Source organism: Serratia sp. AKBS12, assembly GCF_024793895.1.
Taxonomy (GTDB): Bacteria; Pseudomonadota; Gammaproteobacteria; order Enterobacterales; family Enterobacteriaceae; genus Serratia_F.
In genome coordinates, this window is sequence record NZ_JANUSB010000015.1 from 771095 (window position 1) to 792114 (window position 21020).

Genomic DNA, 21020 nt, shown 5'->3' on the forward strand with positions numbered 1-21020 from the left:
GTACTGATTCGTAAGGAAAGCACACTATGGCACAAGTAATTAATACCAACAGCCTGTCGCTGATGGCGCAGAACAACCTGAACAAATCTCAGTCTTCTTTGGGTACCGCGATTGAGCGTCTGTCTTCCGGTCTGCGTATCAACAGCGCCAAAGATGACGCTGCGGGTCAGGCGATCTCCAACCGCTTCACCGCCAACATCAAGGGGCTGACCCAGGCATCTCGTAATGCCAACGATGGTATCTCTCTGGCGCAGACCACTGAAGGCGCGCTGAACGAAGTGAATGACAACCTGCAAAATATTCGTCGTCTGACCGTTCAGTCCCAAAACGGCTCCAACTCATCCAGCGATCTGCAATCAATCCAGGACGAGATCTCCCAGCGTCTGTCTGAAATCAACCGCATCTCCGAGCAGACTGATTTCAACGGCGTTAAAGTGCTGAGCAGCGATCAGAAACTGACCATTCAGGTTGGCGCCAACGACAACGAAACCATCGATATCGAGCTGAAGGACATCAACGCCAAAACGCTGGGTCTGGAGAAGTTCAGCGTTGCCGACGCCCTGGACACCACCAAAGTGGGTACCACCGCGCTGACCGCCATTGACAAAATGGGTGCACCAACCATTGCCGCTGATACCAACACGACAACGCCAAAAACCTCTACCGACGGCAAAGTGTACTCCGACGGTACCGATTCCTACATCCAGACCGGCGCCAGCGAGTGGGTTAAAGGTACCGTAGGTGCCACCGGCGAGTTCACCTTCGACTCCGGTACCGCAGCCAACGTGGTCACCACCAAGCCTACCGGCCTGACTGAATCCACTCAGGTAAAAGTCGGCTCCACTACCGTTAGCGGTCTGAGCACCGGTGAAGAACTGCGTTCTTACACCGATCCCGCCGGCAAGGCCGGTTACGTCGTCAAAGGCAAAGATGCTGACGGTAACGACGCTTTCTTCAAGGCCTCCGTTGATGCGACCGGTAAAGTGACCAAGGGCGCACAGCAGTCTACCGAACCAAAAACTGCCGATCCGCTGGCAACTCTGGATAAGGCGCTGTCACAGGTTGATTCCCTGCGTTCTTCCCTGGGTGCGGTACAGAACCGTTTCGATTCTGTTATCAACAACCTGAACAGCACCGTGAACAACCTGTCTGCTTCCCAGTCACGTATTCAGGATGCCGATTACGCGACCGAAGTGTCTAACATGAGCCGAGCCAACATTCTGCAACAGGCGGGCACTTCGGTGCTGGCACAGGCTAACCAGTCTACCCAGAACGTGCTGTCGCTGCTGCGTTAATCGACTCTCTCCGATTAATCTGTTGCAAGAGAACCCCGCCAGCGCGGGGTTTTTTTATGCCTGCCTGATCCTCTGGCCGAGCGTGTCCACATCTGGCTTTGGTCGATGGTACGGCAATGAGCGAGAGGAATCAGCGGGCAAAACGGCAGACCGACCGGGCAGCAACCTTGATACAGCTGGCGCCCCGACGGGCTATCAGCGCCAAATGGCGACATGACGCAAATAAGGCCCGTTTTGTACGGCTGTTCTGTCGATTGGCATTGCTCCCCCTACGGATAATAGCGCTGACTCCCTTATCCGCAGGTTTTAGACATAGTGAGCGATCTGTATACCGCCGACGGCGTGATGGACAAACATTCTCTCTGGTTGCGTTATGTGCCGCTGGTGCGCCACGAAGCATTGCGCCTGCAGGTCAGGCTACCCGCCAGCGTGGAGCTTGACGATCTGCTGCAAGCCGGGGGAATCGGGTTGCTGAACGCGGTTGAGCGCTACGACGCCCTACAGGGGACCGCCTTCACCACCTATGCCGTGCAACGCATTCGCGGCGCCATGCTGGACGAACTGCGCAGCCGCGACTGGGTACCGCGCAGCGTACGGCGTCACGCCCGTGACGTGGCGCAGACCATGCAACGGCTTGAGCAGCAGTTGGGACGTCCGGCCGGCGAACTGGAAGTGGCACAGGCGATGAACATTTCCCTGGAAGACTATCGCCAAATCCTGATGGATACCAACAATAGTCAGTTGTTTTCCTATGACGAATGGCGCGAAGAGCAGGGGGAAAACGCCGAGCCGCTGCTGGAAGGACATGCAGAGGCCAATCCGCTGCATCAGTTGCTGGAGCAGAACCTGCGCCAGCGGGTGATCGATGCCATCGAAGCCCTGCCGGAACGAGAAAAGCTGGTGCTGACGCTGTATTACCAGGAAGAGTTGAATCTGAAAGAGATTGGCGCGGTGCTGGAGGTAGGCGAGTCGCGCGTCAGCCAATTACACAGCCAGGCCATCAAGCGCTTGCGCGCCCGTCTGGCGAACAATGCCTGATGTTTAACCCGATGTTGAGAACCGGATCGTACTATGCCAGCAACAATGATAAAAAAGCGGCCGTTGAGCCGCTATCTGAAAGATTTCAAACACAGTCAGAGCCATTGCTCGCAATGTGGCAAGCAGCTGGATCGCATGGCGCTGGTGTTTCGCGGCAAGATAATCAATAAAGAAGCAATAGCGCGCATGGACCAGCCGATCGACGATCAGGTATGGCAAACCGTGCAGACCGAACTGACGGCGCTGTGCCGCTTTTGCAGCGAGATCTCCTGCAACAGCCAGCCGAGCTATTTCGATATCATGTCGTTCAAGCAGTATCTGTTCGAGCAGACCGAAATGAGCCACAGTACGGTGCGCGAATACGTGGTACGTCTGCGGCGGCTGGATGAAATGCTGGTGGCGCGCAACTACCCGGCAGACCAGTTTGTCAACGGCATCAGTCCTCAGCGTATCATTGACGATCTGCCTGGCGCGGCGCATAACAATTATCGTATCGCGCTGCGCAAGTACGATCAGTATCTCGCCTGGCAAAACCGCTATTAGCCCGTAGCCCCGGCGGTGGCCGGGGTAAAACGCTTTTCCCTATCGTTAATAAAGGTGAATATTGCAGCCACATCTGCTAAATCTAACGGTTATCCGTTGCTACTCACCTCCAGGGAGACGCTGTGAATCTAAAACAGCAATTGGCGCAGTTTCCGCGCCTCGACTTTGTTGGCTCCGCCACACCGCTTGAAAAGCTGTCTCGCCTTTCTGATTACCTTGGCCGCGAAATTTACATTAAACGTGACGACGTCACGCCGATGGCGATGGGCGGTAACAAGCTAAGAAAACTAGAGTTTTTAGCCGCAGACGCTTTGCGTCAGGGAGCCGATACGCTGGTCACCGCCGGCGCCATCCAGTCCAATCACGTACGACAAACCGCCGCCGTGGCGGCAAAGCTTGGCTTGCATTGCGTCGCCTTGCTGGAAAACCCGATCGCCACCCAGGCAGAAAACTACCTGACCAACGGTAACCGCCTATTGCTGAATCTGTTCAATGTCGAGGTGCAGATGTGCGATGCGCTGGACGATCCGCAACGGCAGTTGGCCGATGTGGCGATACGGCTGGAAGCACAGGGATTTCGCCCTTATGTGGTGCCGGTCGGTGGCTCGAACGCGCTCGGGGCGCTGGGTTATGTCCAATGCGCGCTGGAAATTGCCGAGCAGGCGCGCGAAGTCGCGTTCGGTTCGGTGGTGGTGGCCTCTGGCAGCGCCGGCACCCATGCCGGACTGGCGGTTGGCCTGCAACAGCTGCTGCCCGAATGCGAACTGGTTGGGGTCACCGTGTCGCGTAAAGCGCCAGAGCAATTGCCCAAGGTCGAGCAGATCCAGCAGGAATTAACTGCCCTGTTGCACGTTGGCGAACCTTCACCGATCGTGCTGTGGGATGACTATTTTGCACCACAGTACGGTATGCCGAACGATGAAGGCACGGCGGCGGTGCAACTGTTGGCGCAGCAGGAAGGGATTTTGCTTGATCCGGTGTATACCGGCAAGGCGATGGCCGGACTGATCGACGGCATTGCGCAGCAGCGTTACCGTAATGCAGGTCCGATTCTGTTCGTGCATACCGGTGGGGCGCCGGCGTTATTTGCATATCACCCGCACGTCTAGTTATGTTATATAACTTTTTGAACTATATTTATTAAGTAATATTCCTGCAAGAAGTCAGCCGAGTTGTTAGTGTGCTGATATCAAAAAAGATAACGCCAAACAAGGGGTATTTATGATGTTTTCCAAAGTTCGACGCCAACTGCTTCTGGGTGTAATGGCGGTAACGCTCACCGCCGGTATCAATGCGCAAACCTTCGCCGCGCAAAATCTGCTGGATCAGGTCAAACAGCGCGGTACGCTGATCGTCGGTTTGGAAGGGACCTATCCGCCGTTCAGTTTCCAGGGTGAAGACGGCAAACTGACCGGTTTCGAAGTCGACTTCGCCAACGCTCTGGCACAGCACCTGGGCGTGAAAGCCAAGCTGAATCCGACCAAATGGGACGGCATGCTGGCCTCGTTGGAATCCAAGCGCATTGACGTGGTGATCAACCAGGTGACCATTTCCGATGAGCGTAAGAAAAAATACGATTTCTCTACCCCCTATACCGTTTCCGGCATTCAGGCGCTGGTGAAAAAAGGCAACGAAGCCAGCATCACCAAGCCGCAAGATCTGCAAGGCAAAAAGGTCGGCGTCGGCCTGGGTACCAACTATGAGCAATGGCTGCGCGAAAACGTGCAGGGCGTTGACGTACGCACCTACGATGACGACCCGACCAAATACCAGGATCTGCGCGTTGGCCGCATCAATGCCATTCTGGTCGATCGTCTGGCGGCGCTTGATCTGGTGAAGAAAACCGGTGATACGCTGGCGGTGGCCGGCCCGGCGTTCTCGCGTCAGGAATCGGGCGTAGCGCTGCGCAAAAACAACCCTGAACTGCTGAAAGCTGTCGATCAGGCGATCGCCAAGATGCAACAAGACGGTACTCTGGCAAAAATTTCTGATAAGTGGTTTGGCGCGGACGTAACTAAATAATGCAAGAAAGTATTCAACTGGCGCTGGACTCAGCGCCATTTTTATTGAAAGGCGCCATACTTACCCTCCAGCTCAGTCTGGGGGGGATGGCGTTGGGGCTGGTGTTGGGCTTCGTATTGGCGCTGATGCGCCTTTCGCGTTTTTGGCCGCTGTCATGGCTGTCGCGTATCTACGTGTCGCTGTTTCGCGGTACGCCGCTGATAGCCCAACTGTTCATGATCTACTACGGTCTGCCACAGTTCGGCATTGAGCTGGATCCGTTCCCGGCGGCGCTGATCGGCCTGTCGCTCAACACCGCGGCCTACACCTCCGAAACGCTGCGCGCGGCGATTGCCTCGATCGACAAAGGGCAGTGGGAGGCCGCCGCCAGTATCGGCATGACGCCGTGGCAAACCCTGCGGCGGGTGATCCTGCCGCAGGCGGCGCGTACCGCCTTGCCGCCGTTGGGCAACAGCTTTATCGGCCTGGTGAAGGACACCTCGCTGGCGGCGACCATTCAGGTACCGGAGCTGTTCCGTCAGGCACAGTTGATCACCTCGCGTACGCTGGAAGTTTTCACCATGTATCTGGCGGCCTCGCTGATTTACTGGGTGATGGCGACGCTGCTTTCCGCGCTGCAAAACCGCCTGGAAGCGCATGTAAACCGTCAGGATAAGGAATAACGCATGAGTGCCATCGAAGTGAAAGGCCTGGTCAAACAGTTTAACGGCCAGACGGTACTGCACGGTATTGACCTTGAAGTGAATGCTGGCGAAGTGGTGGCGATTATCGGGCCGAGCGGTTCGGGCAAAACCACGCTGTTGCGCAGTATCAACCTGCTGGAGGTCCCGGATGCAGGTACCATCCGCGTCGGCGATATCCAGATTGACGGTGCGCGCTCGCTAGGCAAGCAAAAAAACCAGGTGCGCGAGCTGCGTCAGCAGGTAGGTTTTGTCTTTCAGAGCTTTAACCTGTTTCCGCACCGTTCGGTGCTGGAAAACATCATTGAGGGGCCGGTGATCGTCAAGGGTGAAGAGCGCGGCGCGGCGGAACAACGTGCCCGCGCATTGTTGGCGAAGGTAGGGCTGAACGGCAAGGAAACGGCCTATCCGAAGCGTTTGTCCGGCGGGCAGCAGCAGCGCGTGGCGATTGCGCGCGCCTTGGCGATGCAGCCGCAGGTGATTCTGTTTGATGAACCGACCTCGGCTCTTGACCCGGAACTGGTTGGTGAGGTGCTGAATACCATTCGGGCGCTGGCGGAAGAAAAGCGCACCATGGTGATTGTCACCCATGAAATGAGCTTCGCCCGCGACGTCGCCGACCGGGCGATCTTTATGGATCACGGCCGCATCGTTGAGCAAGGGCCGGCCAGAGAGCTGTTCACCCATCCGCAGCATCAACGTACCCAGCAGTTCCTCGACAAATTCCTCAATCAGTGATGGCGGCCTAGCCGACAAGGGGCGATGCCGGCTGGCTCGTCCCATACGCTGAACATCACACACGCCTATTGAACTTAATGGCCCGCCAGGTGGTCAGGCTATCGCTCGCGCTACCGGGCCGTCGCGTTGCGTCGAGCCTCGTCGCCGTTGCCGATAAAAAATGCCGCCCGGGGTTAACCGGGCGGCATGTCGTGCAATGCGTCATCATCGCAGCCTGGGCTGCAAACGCAGTCTAGCCGATTGACATCAGGCTGGCGTTGCCACCGGCCGCGGCGGTGTTGACGCTCAACGAGCGTTCCACCAGCAGGCGTTCCAGCAGGATATTGGTTTCGCCGCGCGCGAAGCCCTGCACCGAGACAATGGCACCGCCGCGCTGGGCAATCTGTTCGCACAGGGTGCGCAACTGATCGGCATCACCATGGTAGATGGCCGCGTCAAATTCCAGCTTGTCGTTCTGCCAGTCCTTGCTAAAGCGGATGCATGCCTGGACTTCGGCCGGCAGGCGGCGATACAGCGTGCGTTGCAGCTCGGTATCGGCCCACAGCGCCTGACTGCCTACCGCCAGCACCGCCGCCAACTGCGTCAGCGCATCGGCCTCATTGTCAGCCAGGCACAGCACGCGTTCACGCGGCAGCAGGGCGTAGGTATTGCGCTCGCCGGTCGGGCCTGGCAGTGGGCGTACGGTACCGCCCTGGCCAAGCTCGGCATAACGTTGCGCCAGCGTTGCCAGATCGCGCAGGTTTTCCGCCGTTGCCCATTTTTCCAGTGCCTGATGCGGCATCAGCAACGCCGGGCGCGCGGTGGCTTCCAGCGGCCGTTCGGCGTCCTGACGGTTCAGCGTACGCTGCACCGCATCCTCTGGACGGTGCGCCAGCAGGCGGTAGAGATACAGCGGACCACCGGCCTTTGGCCCGGTACCGGACAGACCTTCGCCACCGAACGGTTGCACGCCGACCACTGCGCCGACCATATTGCGGTTCACGTACAGGTTGCCCACTTTGGCACGCTCGGTAACGCGTGCGATGGTTTCGTCAATACGGGTGTGAATGCCCAACGTCAGGCCATAGCCGGCAGCGTTGATCTGATCGACCAGCGCTTCCAGGTTGGCACGCTGGAAGCGCACCACGTGCAGCACCGGGCCAAAGATCTCTTTTTGCAGCTCGTCAAAGCTCTCCAGTTCGATTAGCGTCGGTTTGATAAAGGTGCCGCGTGGCCACTCTTTTTCGTCCTGCGCGTTGCTTTGCGCGGCCTGATACACTTTGCGGCCCTTGGCGCGCATTGCCTGAATATGACGTTCAATGCCGGTTTTGGCGTCGGCATCGATCACCGGGCCAATGTCGGTCGACAGACGCTCGGGGTTGCCCATGCGGCATTCGGCCATTGCGCCACGCAGCATCTGCAAGGTGTGTTCCGCCACGTCTTCCTGAATGCACAGGATGCGCAGCGCGGAACAGCGCTGCCCGGCGCTGTCGAAGGCCGACGCCACCACGTCGGTCACTACCTGCTCGGTCAGCGCCGACGAGTCGACGATCATGGCGTTCAGACCCCCGGTCTCAGCGATCAGCGGCGTTGGACGACCCTGCGGATCCAGACGACCGGCGATACTGCGTTGCAGAATGCCTGCCACGTCGGTCGAGCCGGTGAACATCACGCCGCGTACCCGCGCATCGTTGACCAGCCGAGCGCCAACCGATTCACCCTGGCCGGGCAGCAATTGCAGCACCCCTTGCGGAATGCCGGCTTCCAGCAGAATGCGCACCGCCTGCGCCGCCACCAGCGGAGTCTGTTCGGCCGGTTTCGCCAGTACGCTGTTACCGGCCGCCAGCGCGGCGGCAATCTGACCGGTGAAAATCGCCAGCGGGAAGTTCCACGGGCTGATGCACACCACCGGGCCGAGTGGGCGATGGCTGTCGTTGGCGAAGTCGTCGCGCACCTGGCCGGCGTAGTAATGCAGGAAATCAACCGCTTCGCGCACTTCGGCGATGGCGTTATTAAAGGTTTTGCCGGCTTCGCGCACCAGTATGCCCAGCAGGTTTTGCAACTGACTTTCCATTAGCTCGGCGGCGCGCTCCAGCACTGCGGCGCGCTGTTCCGGCGGGGTGGCGAACCAGATTGGCCCGGCGGCAGCGGCGGCGTCCAATGCACGGCTGACTTCGTCTTCTGTGGCTTCACGCACATGGCCGACGATGTCGCTCGGCTCGGCCGGGTTGATCACCGGCTGTTCGACGCCCTGATCCAGTTCGGCATCAATGATCGGTTCGGCACGCCATTGCTGAGCGGCGCTGGTGAGTAGCGCGCTGGAAAGCGAAGCCAGGCGCTGTTCGTTTGACAGGTCCAGCCCGCTGGAATTAACGCGCTTCTCGCCGTACAGTTCACGCGGCAGCGGAATGCGCGGGTGCGGCAGGCCAAGCTGGCCTTCGGTAGCAGCCAGCGCTTCGACCGCCAGCACCGGGTCGGCCACCAGCTCGTCCAGCGGCAGCGTGGCGTCGGCAATGCGGTTGACGAACGAGGTATTGGCGCCGTTTTCCAGCAGGCGGCGCACCAGATAGGCCAGCAGCGTTTCGTGGGTGCCCACCGGTGCGTAAATGCGGCATGGCCGGTTCAGTTTGCCGTCCGCCACTTTGCCCACGACCTGTTCATACAGCGGTTCGCCCATGCCGTGCAGGCACTGGAACTCGTATTGTCCCGGGTAATAGTTATTGCCCGCCATATGGTAGATGGCGCTCAGGGTGTGGGCGTTGTGGGTGGCGAACTGCGGATAAATCAGGTTCGGCACCGACAGCAGTTTGCGCGCGCAGGCCAGATACGAGACGTCGGTATACACTTTGCGGGTGTACACCGGGTAGCCTTCCAGCCCGTCAACCTGCGCACGTTTGATTTCGCTGTCCCAGTAGGCGCCTTTCACCAGGCGAATCATCAGGCGCCGACGGCTGCGCTGCGCCATGTCGATGACCGCGTCAATGGCAAACGGACAACGCTTCTGATAGGCCTGGATCACGAAACCGATGCCGTTCCAGCCGGCCAGTTGCGGTTCGAAGCACAGTTTTTCCAGCAGATCGAGCGAGATCTCCAGACGATCCGCTTCTTCGGCGTCAATATTGATGCCGATGTCATATTGGCGTGCTTGCAGCGTCAGCGACAGCAGGCGAGGATACAGCTCTTCCATTACCCGATCGTACTGCGCGCGGCTGTAACGCGGGTGCAGCGCGGACAGCTTGATGGAAATGCCGGGGCCTTCATAGATGCCACGGCCGTTGGAGGCTTTGCCGATAGCGTGGATGGCCTGCTGATAGGACACCAGATAGGCCTGCGCGTCGGCTTCGGTCAGCGCGGCTTCTCCCAGCATGTCGTAAGAGTAGCGGAAACCCTTGTCTTCCAGCTTGCGCGCGTTGGCCAGCGCTTCGGCGATGGTTTCGCCGGTAACGAACTGCTCGCCCATCAGGCGCATCGCCATATCCACGCCTTTACGGATCAGCGGTTCACCGCTCTTGCCGATAATGCGGTTCAGCGAGCGCGACAGATTGGCTTCATTATGGGTGGAAACCAGCTTGCCGGTGAACAGCAGACCCCAGGTAGCGGCGTTGACGAACAGCGAAGGGCTGCGACCCAGGTGCGAATGCCAGTTACCGTTGCTGATTTTGTCACGGATCAGCGCGTCGCGGGTCGGTTTGTCGGGAATACGCAACAACGCCTCCGCCAGACACATCAACGCCACGCCTTCCTGCGACGACAGCGAGAACTCTTGCAGCAGGCCTTGCACCATACCGGCGCGTCCATGTGCACTCTTTTGGTTGCGCAGCTTCTCGGCGATGCCATAGGCCATCTTGTGCGTGGCCTGTGCAAGATCGGCGGGTAAACGCGCCTGTTCGAGCAACATCGGCACTACTTCGCTCTCCGGACGACGATAGGCGGCGGTAATGGCGGCGCGATTGACCGACTGCGGCAGAATTTGTTCTGCAAAATCAAGGAACGGCTGGTGTGACTCTTCCTGCGGTTGCGGCATAATGTCGTCCGCGTCACTTTGGTTGGCGGCAGCCAGTGCTGGAATTTCGGGAATCTCGGAGCCGCTTTCAAGGCGTTCAAGGTAATTAAAAATGGCTTGCTTGATCAGCCAGTGCGGGGTGCGATCGATACGCTGTGCCGCGCTTTTGATGCGATCGCGTGTTGCCTCGTCAAGTTTCACGCCCATTGTGGTAGTGCCCATGCCAATCCAACTCCTGTGTGTTTAGAACCTATCCCATCAGGCTATTCAATTACCGGGCCAGCTTAGCCTGTTGGGATAGGTTCGTGAGATGTGTTGTGTGTGTCTTGAATGCTGACAATATCCTGCATGTTGCAACTTTGTGCAACCTTGTTAAATCAGGCCGGTGAGTGAAATGTGAGACACCTCGATTTTTTAACACCGCAGAGCGGCACGATTCTTGCTGCATAACTCAGGTGATAACCAGTGCAGCCGTCAGTGGCGGGGAAATAGGCGCTTGGAACGGAGGTGCTACCGGATTGGCGGGGTGCGAGTACAACCCGCAGGGCGGTTAAATGTGACGCAGGGTAAACTTTGTGTAACTTTGTTGTTAAAAGTGTTGTTGATTTCGGAAAGGGTCATCTAGGATAGCCAACGGTTTCGTATTACCAGGCAGAAACTATTTTACCCGCAGCACATGCGCATACCGCCTCGTTCCGGCGGTTTGGCAAATGATGATACATCGCGATTCTGCGCAAAAAGCGTGGAGCGAATAATAATGAGTGGAGAGTTTATGACAATGAGCACACCTATGCTGGTGACCTTCCTGGTGTACATTTTCGGGATGGTACTGATCGGCCTGCTTGCCTACCGGGCAACCAATAACTTTGACGATTATATCCTCGGTGGCCGCAGTCTGGGCAGCGTGGTGACCGCCTTGTCCGCCGGCGCCTCCGACATGAGCGGCTGGTTGCTGATGGGGTTGCCTGGGGCGATTTTCCTGTCTGGCATTTCCGAGAGCTGGATTGCCATCGGCCTGACCATCGGCGCCTATCTGAACTGGAAACTGGTGGCGGGGCGCCTGCGGGTGCACACCGAAGCCAACAACAATGCCCTGACGCTACCGGATTACTTCACCAGCCGTTTTGAAGACAACAGCAAACTGCTGCGGGTGATTTCCGCCATCGTCATTCTGGTGTTCTTCACCATCTACTGCGCTTCCGGCATTGTGGCCGGCGCGCGCCTGTTTGAAAGCACCTTCGGCATGAGTTATGAAACGGCGCTGTGGGCCGGTGCCGCAGCCACCATTCTGTATACCTTTATCGGTGGTTTTCTGGCGGTTAGCTGGACCGACACCGTACAGGCCAGCCTGATGATCTTTGCGCTGATCCTGACGCCGGTGTTCGTGATCCTGGCGGTGGGCGGCATTGACACCTCCATGATGGTGATCGAAGCCAAGAACCCGGCCAATATCGACATGTTCAAGGGGCTGAATCTGGTAGCCATCCTGTCGCTGCTGGGCTGGGGGCTGGGCTATTTCGGCCAGCCGCACATTCTGGCGCGCTTTATGGCGGCGGATTCGCACCGTACCATTCGCAGCGCCCGTCGCATCAGTATGGCCTGGATGATCCTCTGTCTGGTCGGTACCGTGGCGGTCGGTTTCTTCGGCATAGCCTATTTTGCCAATAACCCGGATCAGGCCGGCAATGTGTCGCAAAACGGCGAGCGGGTGTTTATCGAACTGGCCAGACTGCTGTTCAACCCATGGGTGGCCGGTATTCTGCTGTCGGCCATTCTGGCGGCGGTGATGAGTACCCTGAGCTGCCAGCTGCTGGTGTGTTCCAGTGCGATTACCGAAGACCTGTACAAGGCTTTCCTGCGCAAGGGGGCCAGCCAGCGTGAGCTGGTGTGGGTAGGGCGTCTGATGGTGCTGGTGGTGGCGTTGATCGCCATCGCGCTGGCGGCCAACCCGGACAACCGCGTGTTGGGTCTGGTGAGCTATGCCTGGGCCGGTTTTGGCGCGGCATTCGGTCCAGTGGTGCTGATTTCGGTGATGTGGTCGCGCATGACGCGCAACGGCGCGCTGGCCGGTATGCTGGTTGGAGCGGTGACGGTGCTGGTCTGGAAGCAGTATGGCTGGCTGGATCTGTACGAAATCATTCCCGGCTTCCTGTTCGCCAGCATCGCTATCGTGCTGGTCAGCCTGATGGGGCGTAAGCCGTCAGTCACCATCACCGAACGTTTCGATCAGGCGGAAGCGGAGTTCAAAACCGTTTAAGCTGCGCTCGACCCGAACTTGCAACGGCTCCCTGACGGAGCCGTTTTTCGTTTGGACTCTGGCCAGATATACCTGTCTGCAACACCCGTTTCCCAGCGGCGGCAAACACGAATCGTGGCCGTTGCGACGCCATGACGGCGCGCCGGAATATCGACTTTATGGTCGCAACGCTGTTTACGGATACCGCCAGCAAAGCGTGGGGCAACCGCCGAGACTCGCGCCAGCCCGGCGCGAGGTCGCTCATCCGCTATGGTTACAACTGGCGACAATTTGATAAGAAAAAATCACCCTTCGCGCACTTGTATTTCTTCTTGGGAGAATGATAATCACTATCGTTCTGGTTTACTTTTCTTTACATTAACGGCCGCCGAATTTCTCGCCGGCCAATCGACGATCGTCGTCATCTCAGAGGTTATCAACCTATGTTTGTACCCTTTCTTATCATGTTCCGTGAGGGCCTTGAGGCCGCGCTGATCGTCAGTCTGATCGCCAGCTACCTCAAGCGCACCCAGCGCGGGCAATGGCTCGGTGCCATGTGGATTGGGGTGGTGGCTGCTGCCGCACTGTGCCTGGCACTGGGGATCTTTATCAATGAAACCACCGGCGAGTTCCCGCAGAAACAGCAGGAACTGTTTGAGGGGTTGGTGGCGGTGGTGGCGGTGCTGATCCTGACCTACATGGTGTTTTGGATGCGTAAGGTATCCCGCTCGGTGAAGGTGCACCTGGAAGGGGCTATCGACAACGCGCTGGCTTCTGCCAGGGGACAGGGGTGGGCATTGATTGCCATGGTGTTCTTTGCGGTGGCGCGCGAAGGGCTGGAGTCGGTGTTCTTCCTGCTGGCGGCGTTCCAGCAGGACGTTGGCATCGGCGCGCCGGTTGGCGCCATGCTCGGTCTGGTCTGCGCCATCGCGCTGGGCATGATGATTTACTGGGGCGGCGTCAAGCTGCATCTGGCGAAATTCTTCAAATGGACCAGCCTGTTCATTCTGTTTGTCGCCGCCGGTCTGGCGGCCGGTGCGATCCGCGCTTTCCACGAAGCGGGACTGTGGAACCACTTCCAGGCCGTGGCATTCGATCTCAGCGCCACGCTTTCCACCCATTCGCTGTTTGGCACGCTGCTCGAGGGCATGTTCGGCTATCAGGAAGCGCCGTCGGTCAGCGAAGTGACGGTGTATTTCCTCTACCTGATCCCGGCACTGGTGTGCTTCGCGCTGCCGCCGCGTGCGGCCGCGGGTGCGGTAGCGACACAACGTAAAATCAACCATTAACTTTAACAGGGAATCTTGCATGACGACTCAATACCGCCGTAAGGCATTACATGCAGCACTACTGGCCGCACCGGCGTTGGCGTTCAGCGTCGGCGCGTCGGCGGCCGATGTACCGCAGGTGAAGATTAGCGTTAACGACAAGCAGTGCGAGCCGATGCAACTGAGCGTGCCGGCCGGCAAAACCCAGTTCGTGGTGCGTAACGCCAGCCAGAAAAACCTGGAATGGGAAATCCTCAAAGGCGTGATGGTGGTGGAAGAGCGTGAAAATATTGCGCCGGGGTTCACGCAAAAAATGACCGCCAATCTCGAGCCCGGCGAGTATGAGATGACCTGCGGTCTGCTCAGCAATCCTAAGGGTAAGCTGACGGTGACCACGGCTGCCGCTGCCGCCGGTGACGGCAAGCCGAACGTGCTGGATCTGGTGGGGCCGATTGCCGAATACAAGGTGTACGTCAGCCAAGAGGTCGATGGCCTGGTCAAACAGACCAAACGGTTTACCGATGCGATCAAGTCCGGCAACCTGGCAGAGGCGCGCAAACTGTATGCGCCGACGCGGCAGCATTATGAACGTATCGAGCCGATCGCCGAACTGTTCTCCGATCTGGACGGCAGCATTGACGCCCGTGAAGACGATTACGAGAAAAAAGCCGAAGATGCCAACTTCACCGGCTTCCACCGTTTGGAAAAGGCGCTGTTCGCTGATAACACCACCACCGGCATGAACGACTATGCCGATCGGTTGTACCGAGACACCGTCGAACTGCAAAAACGTATTACCGATCTGACGTTCCCCCCGAACAAGGTGGTGGGGGGGGCCGCGGGTCTGATCGAGGAAGTCGCCGCCAGTAAAATCAGTGGCGAAGAGGATCGTTACAGCCGTACCGATCTGTGGGATTTCCAGGCCAATGTCGATGGCGCCCAGAAGATAGTCAACCTGTTGCGTCCATTGCTGGTCAAGGCCAACGCGCCGCTGCTGGGCAAAATTGACGCCAACTTCAAAACCGTCGATGGCGTGCTGGCGAAATACAAAACCGAGGATGGGTACGCCTCTTACGAAAAACTGACCGATGCCGATCGCAACGCGTTGAAAGGACCTATTACCGCGCTGGCGGAAGATTTGTCGCAGTTGCGCGGCGTGTTGGGACTGGATTGAGGCAACGGGCGATGAGCAAGCAAATCGTCGGCCCGCAGGACGGGCCGCATTCGCAACCGCCGGAGGCACCGTCGCCGTCGCGCCGCCGTCTGCTGCTGGGGATGGGCATGGCGAGCGGCGCATTGGCGCTAGGGGGCAACCCGCTGGCGCGTGCCGCCGACCGCGCTGCCGCCAGCGCCGAACCCCGGGATGAACGCTGGCAAACGCAGCCGTTTTATGGCGAACATCAGGCCGGGGTACTGACGCCGCAGCAGGCGGCCATGATGCTGGTGGCGTTCGACGTCCTGGCCACCAACCGCCAGGATCTGGCGCGGTTATTCCGGTTGCTGACCGACCGCATTGCGTTTCTGACTCATGGTGGCAAGGCGCCGGAGGTGGACGCCAGGCTGCCGCCGCTGGATTCCGGCATCATGGGGTCGGAGATTTACCCGGATAACCTGACCATTACGGTATCGGTCGGCGCCTCGCTGTTTGATGCGCGTTTCGGGCTGGCGGCGCAAAAACCGTTGCGTTTGCAGCGCATGACGCGTTTCCCCAACGATTCGCTCGATGCCAGTCTGTGCCATGGCGATCTGCTGTTGCAGATTTGCGCCAATACCCATGAAACGGTGATCCACGCGTTGCGCGATATCATCAAGCATGCGCCGGATCTGCTCAGCGTACGCTGGAAACGCGAGGGATTTATTTCCACCCATGCGGCGCGCAGCAAGGGTAAGGAAACGCCGATCAATCTGCTGGGCTTCAAGGACGGCACTGCCAATCCCAAAACCAGTGACAAGCCGTTGATGGACAAGGTGGTGTGGGTGGGCGACGACGCCGGAGAACCCGCCTGGGCGGTGGGCGGCAGTTACCAGGCGGCGCGTATTATCCGCTTCCACGTCGAGTTTTGGGACCGTACGCCGTTACAGGAACAACAGACTATCTTCGGCCGTGACAAGCACAGTGGTGCGCCGCTGGGCATGCAACACGAGCATGACGAACCCGATTACGCCAACGATCCGCACGGCGAGATCATCCCGATGGATGCGCATATTCGGCTGGCCAACCCGCGCACGCCGGCAAGCCAGAGCAACCTGATGTTGCGCCGCGGATATAGCTATTCGCTTGGGGTGTCCAATTCCGGGCAACTGGAAATGGGGCTGCTGTTTGTGTGTTATCAGGCGGATCTGGAAAAGGGCTTTTTGACGGTGCAAAAACGCCTCAACGGCGAGGCGTTGGAAGAGTATGTCAAGCCGATTGGCGGCGGCTATTTCTTTGTCCTGCCTGGCGTTAAGCACCACCAGGACTCCCTCGGCAGCGCCCTGCTAGCGAGCTGATGGCGGCAATGTACTGTTAATACCGGGCTGCCGGTCGCTGATGCCGACCGGCAGCCGCAGCTCGGCACCACCGTCGCCGAGCGTCGCCTTTGGCGTTTTATGCGCCGCCACGGCACGACTTTTGCACGATCCTCTCCATTATCCCCAATCGGAAACTGCATCATGAGCCGTAATCCTGCTTTTCCGCCCAGCGCCGGCGATTTTCTGCTGGCATCAAAACGCTGTGAAATCATCGTGCTGCGACAGTTGTTGCAAATGGGGCAACTGGTGGGACGGATCAGTCAGTTGATCCACGTGCTGCAACGCGAGCGCGGTACGGTAAATATCTATCTGTGCTCCCACGGTGCACTGTTTGGCGAACGGTTGGCAGCCCGCACCCGCGACGTCGAACAGGCCGAGTTGGCGGTGCATCGCCAGTTGGCGCAACTGGACGCCAACACCGCACCGTTGGCCGGTGCCAGCCGGCTGTTCAACAGCATCGCCTGCGTGTTGCATAACCTGACCACGCTGTCGACGCTGCGTCGTCAGGTCCAGTTGCAACAGATTGCGCAACCGGATGCCATGCATACCTTTAACGGAATTATCCGCAGCCTGTTGGCGCTGGTGTTTGAAGCCGCTGACGCCTGCGTCGAGCCGGCGATTGCGCGCCGCTTGATCGCCATGTTCAGTTTTATGCAGGGCAAGGAGCTGGCCGGGCAGGAACGCGCCATCGGCGCCGCCGGGTTTGCCGCTCGGCAATTCAGCCTCGAGGCGCAGCAGAAATTATTGCAACTGATCGAGGCTCAGGAGCGCTGTTTTCAGAGTTTTATCGAATTTGCCGATCCGCAGTCGCTGGCCCAGTGGCAGCGTATGCAGCAACAGGGCGATCGGGAGTTTGAACGGCTGCGGCGCATTGCCTGCACTCAGACGCGGCCTGGTGATGGCAACGACACCAGTCTGCGCTGGTTCGATATCACCACCGCGCGTATCGATCTGATGAAGCAGATCGAGGATCGGCTGGAAGAGGCGCTGATGAGCGGTTGTCGCGACGCATTGACCGCGGCCAGCGACGCGCTGACGCAAGACGGTGGCGGGTTGCAAGGCCGCTTACAACCGCAGGCCGACGGCTACACGGTGTTTATCTCCGCCTCGCAGGACGAACCGATGCTCAGCGACGGTATCAACCCGCGCCTGGGACGCTCGATGGTCGAGATGATCCGCCAGCAATCCCAGCGACTGCAGGCGCTGTCGCAAGAACTGGCGGCAACGCGCGCCACCTTGCAGGAGCGTGGCGAAATCGAATGCGCCAAGGGGCTGCTGATTCAGCATCGCGGCATGACGGAAGACGGCGCACACCAGCTGCTGCGCAAAATGGCGATGGACCAGAACAAACGGCTGATCGATATAGCCCGCGCCATGCTGGCAGTAGCGGATATCCTGCCGGGAAAATAGCGTTACTCCCTAGGGAGTATATGCACACCACCAGTGCAGCTAATGCCTCCGGATTGTGCATGAGGTGGCAGCAGAGCCGGCCCAAGGCAGGGAAAACCCGTGCCAGTCCGTCATATGCAAACCTGGCACGCAAGCTGCATTAATCAGATTGTCTCTGAGCCAATGGCGGTTCAGTGAACAACGATACCCAGCAGCCAACGGGCCGCAGGTAGATTGGATAAAGGCGTCCTTTCAGCACGTTCACCCCAACGGTGGAACGTGCTGACTGGACGCCTTTTTGTTTTTATCGCAACGCGTGAAGGATTGGCTGATGACGCACACCAAACACTCCGGGATGAAACTGTCGCGCCGCCGTTTTCTGGTCGGCAGCGCAGCGCTGGGCGGCGGCATGATGCTGCCGGGCCTGATGAATGCAGCCTGGGCGGCAGGTTCCGATGCGCCGGAGAAAAAAGAAATCCGCGTCGGCTTCATCCCGCTTACCGACTGCGCCTCGGTGGTCATGGCGGCAGTGAACAAGTTTGATGAAAAGTACGGCATCAAAATCATCCCGAGCAAAGAGGCCAGTTGGGCAGCGGTGCGCGACAAGCTGCTGTCCGGCGAGCTGGACGCCGCGCACGCGCTGTACGGCATGATTTATGGGCTGCAACTGGGGGCTGCCGGGCCGCAGCATGATATGGCGGTGTTGATGACGCTCAACAACAACGGCCAGGCGATCACCTTATCCAACCAGTTCAGGCAGGCCGGCGTCACCGATGCGGCCACGCTGAAAAAACACATCGATGCCAGCGCCAAGGGCACCTATACCTTCGCGCAAACCTTCCCGACCGGCACCCATGCCATGTGGCTCTATTACTGGCTGGCAAACGCCGGTATTCACCCGTTCAACGACGTGCGCAACGTGGTGGTGCCGCCGCCGCAAATGGTGATGAACATGAAGATCGGCAACATGAGCGGCTTCTGCGTTGGCGAACCGTGGAACCAGCGGGCGATAGCCGAAGACATCGGTTTCACCGCGGTCACCACGCAGCAGATTTGGCCGGATCATCCGGAAAAAGTGCTGGGCACCCGCGCCGCCTGGGTCAGCGCCAACCCGAACAGCGCCAGGGCGTTGACCGCAGCGGTGCTGGATGCTGCGCGCTGGATCGACAGTTCCGACGCCAACCGCCAGCAAACCGCGCAGGTGGTGGCGGGGCGCGCCTATATCAACACCCGGCCCGAGATCATCACCGGCCGCATGCTTGGCAAGTATGACAACGGCCTGGGCAACAGCTGGCAGGACCCACACGGTATGCGCTTTTTCCATGACGGCGAAGTCAGCTTCCCGTATCTGTCCGACGGCATGTGGTTCTTGACCCAGCAGCAACGCTGGGGGCTGTTGAGCGCCGAACCGGACTATCTGGCGGTGGCGAAGCAGATCAACCGGATCGACGTGTATCGCCAGGCGGCAACCGCCGTTGGCGGCGTCAATCTGCCGGCCAGCGAAATGCGCGTCAGTACCCTGATCGACGGCAAGCGCTGGGACGGCAGTAACCCGGCGGAATATGCCAACAGTTTTGCTGTTAAACGTTGAGAGGTAGGCAATGAAGAATCTGGCACAACGAATTGAACCCGCGCAGCCGATAAGCGCACGGATTGTCCCGCTGAAGGAGGCCAAACCCGTGGCGTTGCCTACTTCGGCACCGCTCGGCAAACCGCGCGGCAGCCTGCGCTGGCAGCAGGCGTTTCGCCGTGCGGTGCCAGCGGCGCTGGGTATGGTGCTGGTGCTGGCGGTGTGGCAAATCGCCGCGCTCAACAGCCGGGGTTTTCCGACGCCGCTGGCCACCTGGCAGGCGGCGCTGACGCTGTTTGCCGATCCGTTTTATTCGGCCGGGCCAAACGACCAGGGCATCGGCTGGAACGTGCTCGCCTCCTTGCAGCGGGTGGCGACCGGGTTTGGTCTGGCGGCGTTGGTCGGCATTCCCGCCGGTTTTCTGCTGGGGCGCTTTGCGTTTCTGGCGCAGATGCTCAATCCGATCATTTCACTGTTGCGTCCGGTTAGCCCGCTGGCCTGGCTGCCGATCGGCCTGCTGCTGTTTCAGCGTGCTGAACCGGCGTCGACCTGGACCATCTTCATCTGTTCGATCTGGCCGATGATCCTCAACACTGCCGAAGGCGTAACGCGCATTCCGCAGGATTACCTCAACGTGGCGCGGGTGCTGAAACTGTCGGAGTGGACGGTGATGCGCAAGATCCTGTTCCCGGCGGTGCTGCCGTTTGTGCTGACCGGCGTGCGTCTGTCGATCGGCATTGCCTGGCTGGTGATTGTGGCGGCGGAAATGCTGACCGGTGGCGTTGGCATCGGTTTTTGGATCTGGAACGAGTGGAACAATCTCAACGTGGAAAACATCATCATCGCCATCGTGGTGATTGGCGTGGTCGGACTGTTGCTCGAGCAGGGGTTGATGCTGCTGGCCAAACGTTTCAACTATCAAAACCATTAAGGAGCGCGCCATGAAACCGATTATCCAGGTGCAGAACGTTAGCCAGCGGTTCAATACCCCGCAGGGTGAATTTATCGCGTTGCAACAGGTGAGTTTTGATATCCAGCCGGGGGAAACCGTCAGCCTGATTGGCCATTCCGGCTGCGGCAAATCGACGTTGCTCAACTTGATCGCTGGACTGACGCTGCCGAGCGACGGCGTGCTGTTGTGTGACAACCAGCAGATCGTCGGCCCCGGTCCCGAGCGTGGCGTGGTGTTTCAAAACCATTCGCTGCTGCCGTGGCTGACCACCTATGAAAATGTGGCGCTGGCGGTGCATCAGGTGTTCCGCCAGCAGATGAACAAAAGCGAAATGCGTGACTGGATCGAACACAACCTCGAACTGGTGCACATGGGGCATGCACTGCATAAACGGCCGCACGAAATTTCCGGCGGGATGAAACAGCGTGTCGGCATTGCCCGCGCGCTGGCGATGAAGCCGAAAGTGCTGCTGATGGACGAACCGTTTGGCGCGCTGGACGCCTTGACCCGAGCGCATTTGCAGGACGCGGTGATGGACATTCAACAGCGACTGCATACCACCATCGTGCTGATTACCCATGACGTTGACGAAGCGGTGCTGTTGTCCGATCGGGTGATGATGATGACCAACGGTCCGGCGGCCACCGTCGGTGAAATCCTGTCGGTGGAACTGCCGCGTCCACGTTCGCGCGTGGCATTGGCGGACGATGCGGCCTATCACCATTACCGTCAGCAGGTGTTGAAGTTCCTGTACGAAAAACACGCCAAGGCGGCATAGGCCGCGGTAAGGCGCAGA

16 protein-coding genes are annotated in these 21020 nt (G+C 59.0%); 15 read left to right on the forward strand and 1 reads right to left on the reverse strand.

Features of this window, described 5'->3' with window-relative positions:
* Positions 1–26 precede the first annotated feature (26 nt).
* The 7 genes from NYE85_RS13535 to tcyN all read left to right on the forward strand — a co-directional run bounded on the left by NYE85_RS13535 (position 27) and on the right by tcyN (position 6316).
* Positions 27–1295 carry a FliC/FljB family flagellin gene (locus NYE85_RS13535; RefSeq protein WP_259005282.1) on the forward strand — a complete coding sequence of 423 codons (1269 nt, stop codon included), beginning with the start codon at positions 27–29 and terminating at the stop codon, positions 1293–1295.
* Between the two features lie 315 nt (positions 1296–1610).
* A complete protein-coding gene (locus NYE85_RS13540; protein WP_259005283.1) occupies positions 1611–2333 on the forward strand; it encodes an RNA polymerase sigma factor FliA in 723 nt (240 codons plus the stop codon).
* Between the two features lie 33 nt (positions 2334–2366).
* On the forward strand, positions 2367–2876 hold the full coding sequence (fliZ, locus tag NYE85_RS13545) for a flagella biosynthesis regulatory protein FliZ (protein WP_259005284.1): 510 nt from the start codon (positions 2367–2369) through the stop codon (positions 2874–2876).
* A 122-nt stretch (positions 2877–2998) separates the two neighbouring features.
* Positions 2999–3985, forward strand: a complete 987-nt coding sequence (locus NYE85_RS13550) for a D-cysteine desulfhydrase (RefSeq protein ID WP_259005285.1) — start codon at positions 2999–3001, stop codon at positions 3983–3985.
* 112 nt (positions 3986–4097) lie between these two features.
* On the forward strand, positions 4098–4898 hold the full coding sequence (gene tcyJ / locus NYE85_RS13555) for a cystine ABC transporter substrate-binding protein (RefSeq protein ID WP_259005286.1): 801 nt from the start codon (positions 4098–4100) through the stop codon (positions 4896–4898).
* Complete coding sequence (gene tcyL, locus NYE85_RS13560; protein ID WP_004961568.1) at positions 4898–5560, forward strand: cystine ABC transporter permease; 663 nt, start codon at positions 4898–4900, stop codon at positions 5558–5560. Before tcyJ ends, tcyL begins: the two co-directional genes overlap by 1 nt.
* Positions 5561–5563: 3 nt before the next feature.
* On the forward strand, positions 5564–6316 hold the full coding sequence (gene tcyN, locus NYE85_RS13565) for an L-cystine ABC transporter ATP-binding protein TcyN (RefSeq protein WP_259005287.1): 753 nt from the start codon (positions 5564–5566) through the stop codon (positions 6314–6316).
* A 232-nt stretch (positions 6317–6548) separates the two neighbouring features.
* Here the strand turns inward: tcyN and putA are convergent, their stop codons facing one another.
* Positions 6549–10520: a trifunctional transcriptional regulator/proline dehydrogenase/L-glutamate gamma-semialdehyde dehydrogenase gene (putA, locus tag NYE85_RS13570; RefSeq protein ID WP_259005288.1), complete on the reverse strand. Its 3972-nt coding sequence runs from the start codon at positions 10518–10520 to the stop codon at positions 6549–6551.
* A gap of 550 nt (positions 10521–11070) precedes the next feature.
* Between putA and putP the strand changes: the two genes are divergently transcribed.
* From putP to NYE85_RS13610, 8 genes are all read left to right on the forward strand, one after another.
* Positions 11071–12555 carry a sodium/proline symporter PutP gene (gene putP / locus NYE85_RS13575; RefSeq protein ID WP_259005289.1) on the forward strand — a complete coding sequence of 495 codons (1485 nt, stop codon included), beginning with the start codon at positions 11071–11073 and terminating at the stop codon, positions 12553–12555.
* Positions 12556–12977: 422 nt separating this feature from the next.
* Positions 12978–13823 (forward strand): iron uptake transporter permease EfeU, encoded by an 846-nt coding sequence (gene efeU / locus NYE85_RS13580; protein ID WP_259005290.1) that lies wholly within the window; start codon positions 12978–12980, stop codon positions 13821–13823.
* Positions 13824–13842: 19 nt separating this feature from the next.
* On the forward strand, positions 13843–14976 hold the full coding sequence (efeO, locus tag NYE85_RS13585; protein WP_259005291.1) for an iron uptake system protein EfeO: 1134 nt from the start codon (positions 13843–13845) through the stop codon (positions 14974–14976).
* A gap of 11 nt (positions 14977–14987) precedes the next feature.
* Entirely contained in the window at positions 14988–16292 is a 1305-nt protein-coding gene (gene efeB / locus NYE85_RS13590; protein WP_259005292.1) for an iron uptake transporter deferrochelatase/peroxidase subunit, read from the forward strand.
* Between the two features lie 162 nt (positions 16293–16454).
* Entirely contained in the window at positions 16455–17723 is a 1269-nt protein-coding gene (locus tag NYE85_RS13595) for a nitrate regulatory protein (RefSeq protein WP_259005293.1), read from the forward strand.
* 310 nt (positions 17724–18033) lie between these two features.
* A complete protein-coding gene (locus tag NYE85_RS13600; RefSeq protein ID WP_259005294.1) occupies positions 18034–19293 on the forward strand; it encodes a CmpA/NrtA family ABC transporter substrate-binding protein in 1260 nt (419 codons plus the stop codon).
* 10 nt (positions 19294–19303) lie between these two features.
* On the forward strand, positions 19304–20203 hold the full coding sequence (gene ntrB / locus NYE85_RS13605) for a nitrate ABC transporter permease (protein WP_259005295.1): 900 nt from the start codon (positions 19304–19306) through the stop codon (positions 20201–20203).
* Between the two features lie 10 nt (positions 20204–20213).
* Positions 20214–21002 carry an ABC transporter ATP-binding protein gene (locus NYE85_RS13610; protein WP_259005296.1) on the forward strand — a complete coding sequence of 263 codons (789 nt, stop codon included), beginning with the start codon at positions 20214–20216 and terminating at the stop codon, positions 21000–21002.
* Positions 21003–21020 lie beyond the last annotated feature (18 nt).

Excerpts from the sequence above, each read along its gene's own strand:
- NYE85_RS13610 (WP_259005296.1), top strand. The coding sequence starts at position 20,214 with ATGAAACCGATTATCCAGGTGCAGAACGTTAGCCAGCGGTTCAATACC.
- efeO (WP_259005291.1), top strand. The coding sequence starts at position 13,843 with ATGACGACTCAATACCGCCGTAAGGCATTACATGCAGCACTACTGGCC.
- NYE85_RS13600 (WP_259005294.1), top strand. The coding sequence starts at position 18,034 with ATGACGCACACCAAACACTCCGGGATGAAACTGTCGCGCCGCCGTTTT.
- efeB (WP_259005292.1), top strand. The coding sequence starts at position 14,988 with ATGAGCAAGCAAATCGTCGGCCCGCAGGACGGGCCGCATTCGCAACCG.
- tcyN (WP_259005287.1), top strand. The coding sequence starts at position 5,564 with ATGAGTGCCATCGAAGTGAAAGGCCTGGTCAAACAGTTTAACGGCCAG.
- putA (WP_259005288.1), bottom strand. The coding sequence starts at position 10,520 with ATGGGCACTACCACAATGGGCGTGAAACTTGACGAGGCAACACGCGAT.
- fliZ (WP_259005284.1), top strand. The coding sequence starts at position 2,367 with ATGCCAGCAACAATGATAAAAAAGCGGCCGTTGAGCCGCTATCTGAAA.
- NYE85_RS13535 (WP_259005282.1), top strand. The coding sequence starts at position 27 with ATGGCACAAGTAATTAATACCAACAGCCTGTCGCTGATGGCGCAGAAC.
- efeU (WP_259005290.1), top strand. The coding sequence starts at position 12,978 with ATGTTTGTACCCTTTCTTATCATGTTCCGTGAGGGCCTTGAGGCCGCG.
- ntrB (WP_259005295.1), top strand. The coding sequence starts at position 19,304 with ATGAAGAATCTGGCACAACGAATTGAACCCGCGCAGCCGATAAGCGCA.
- tcyJ (WP_259005286.1), top strand. The coding sequence starts at position 4,098 with ATGATGTTTTCCAAAGTTCGACGCCAACTGCTTCTGGGTGTAATGGCG.
- putP (WP_259005289.1), top strand. The coding sequence starts at position 11,071 with ATGACAATGAGCACACCTATGCTGGTGACCTTCCTGGTGTACATTTTC.
- tcyL (WP_004961568.1), top strand. The coding sequence starts at position 4,898 with ATGCAAGAAAGTATTCAACTGGCGCTGGACTCAGCGCCATTTTTATTG.
- NYE85_RS13595 (WP_259005293.1), top strand. The coding sequence starts at position 16,455 with ATGAGCCGTAATCCTGCTTTTCCGCCCAGCGCCGGCGATTTTCTGCTG.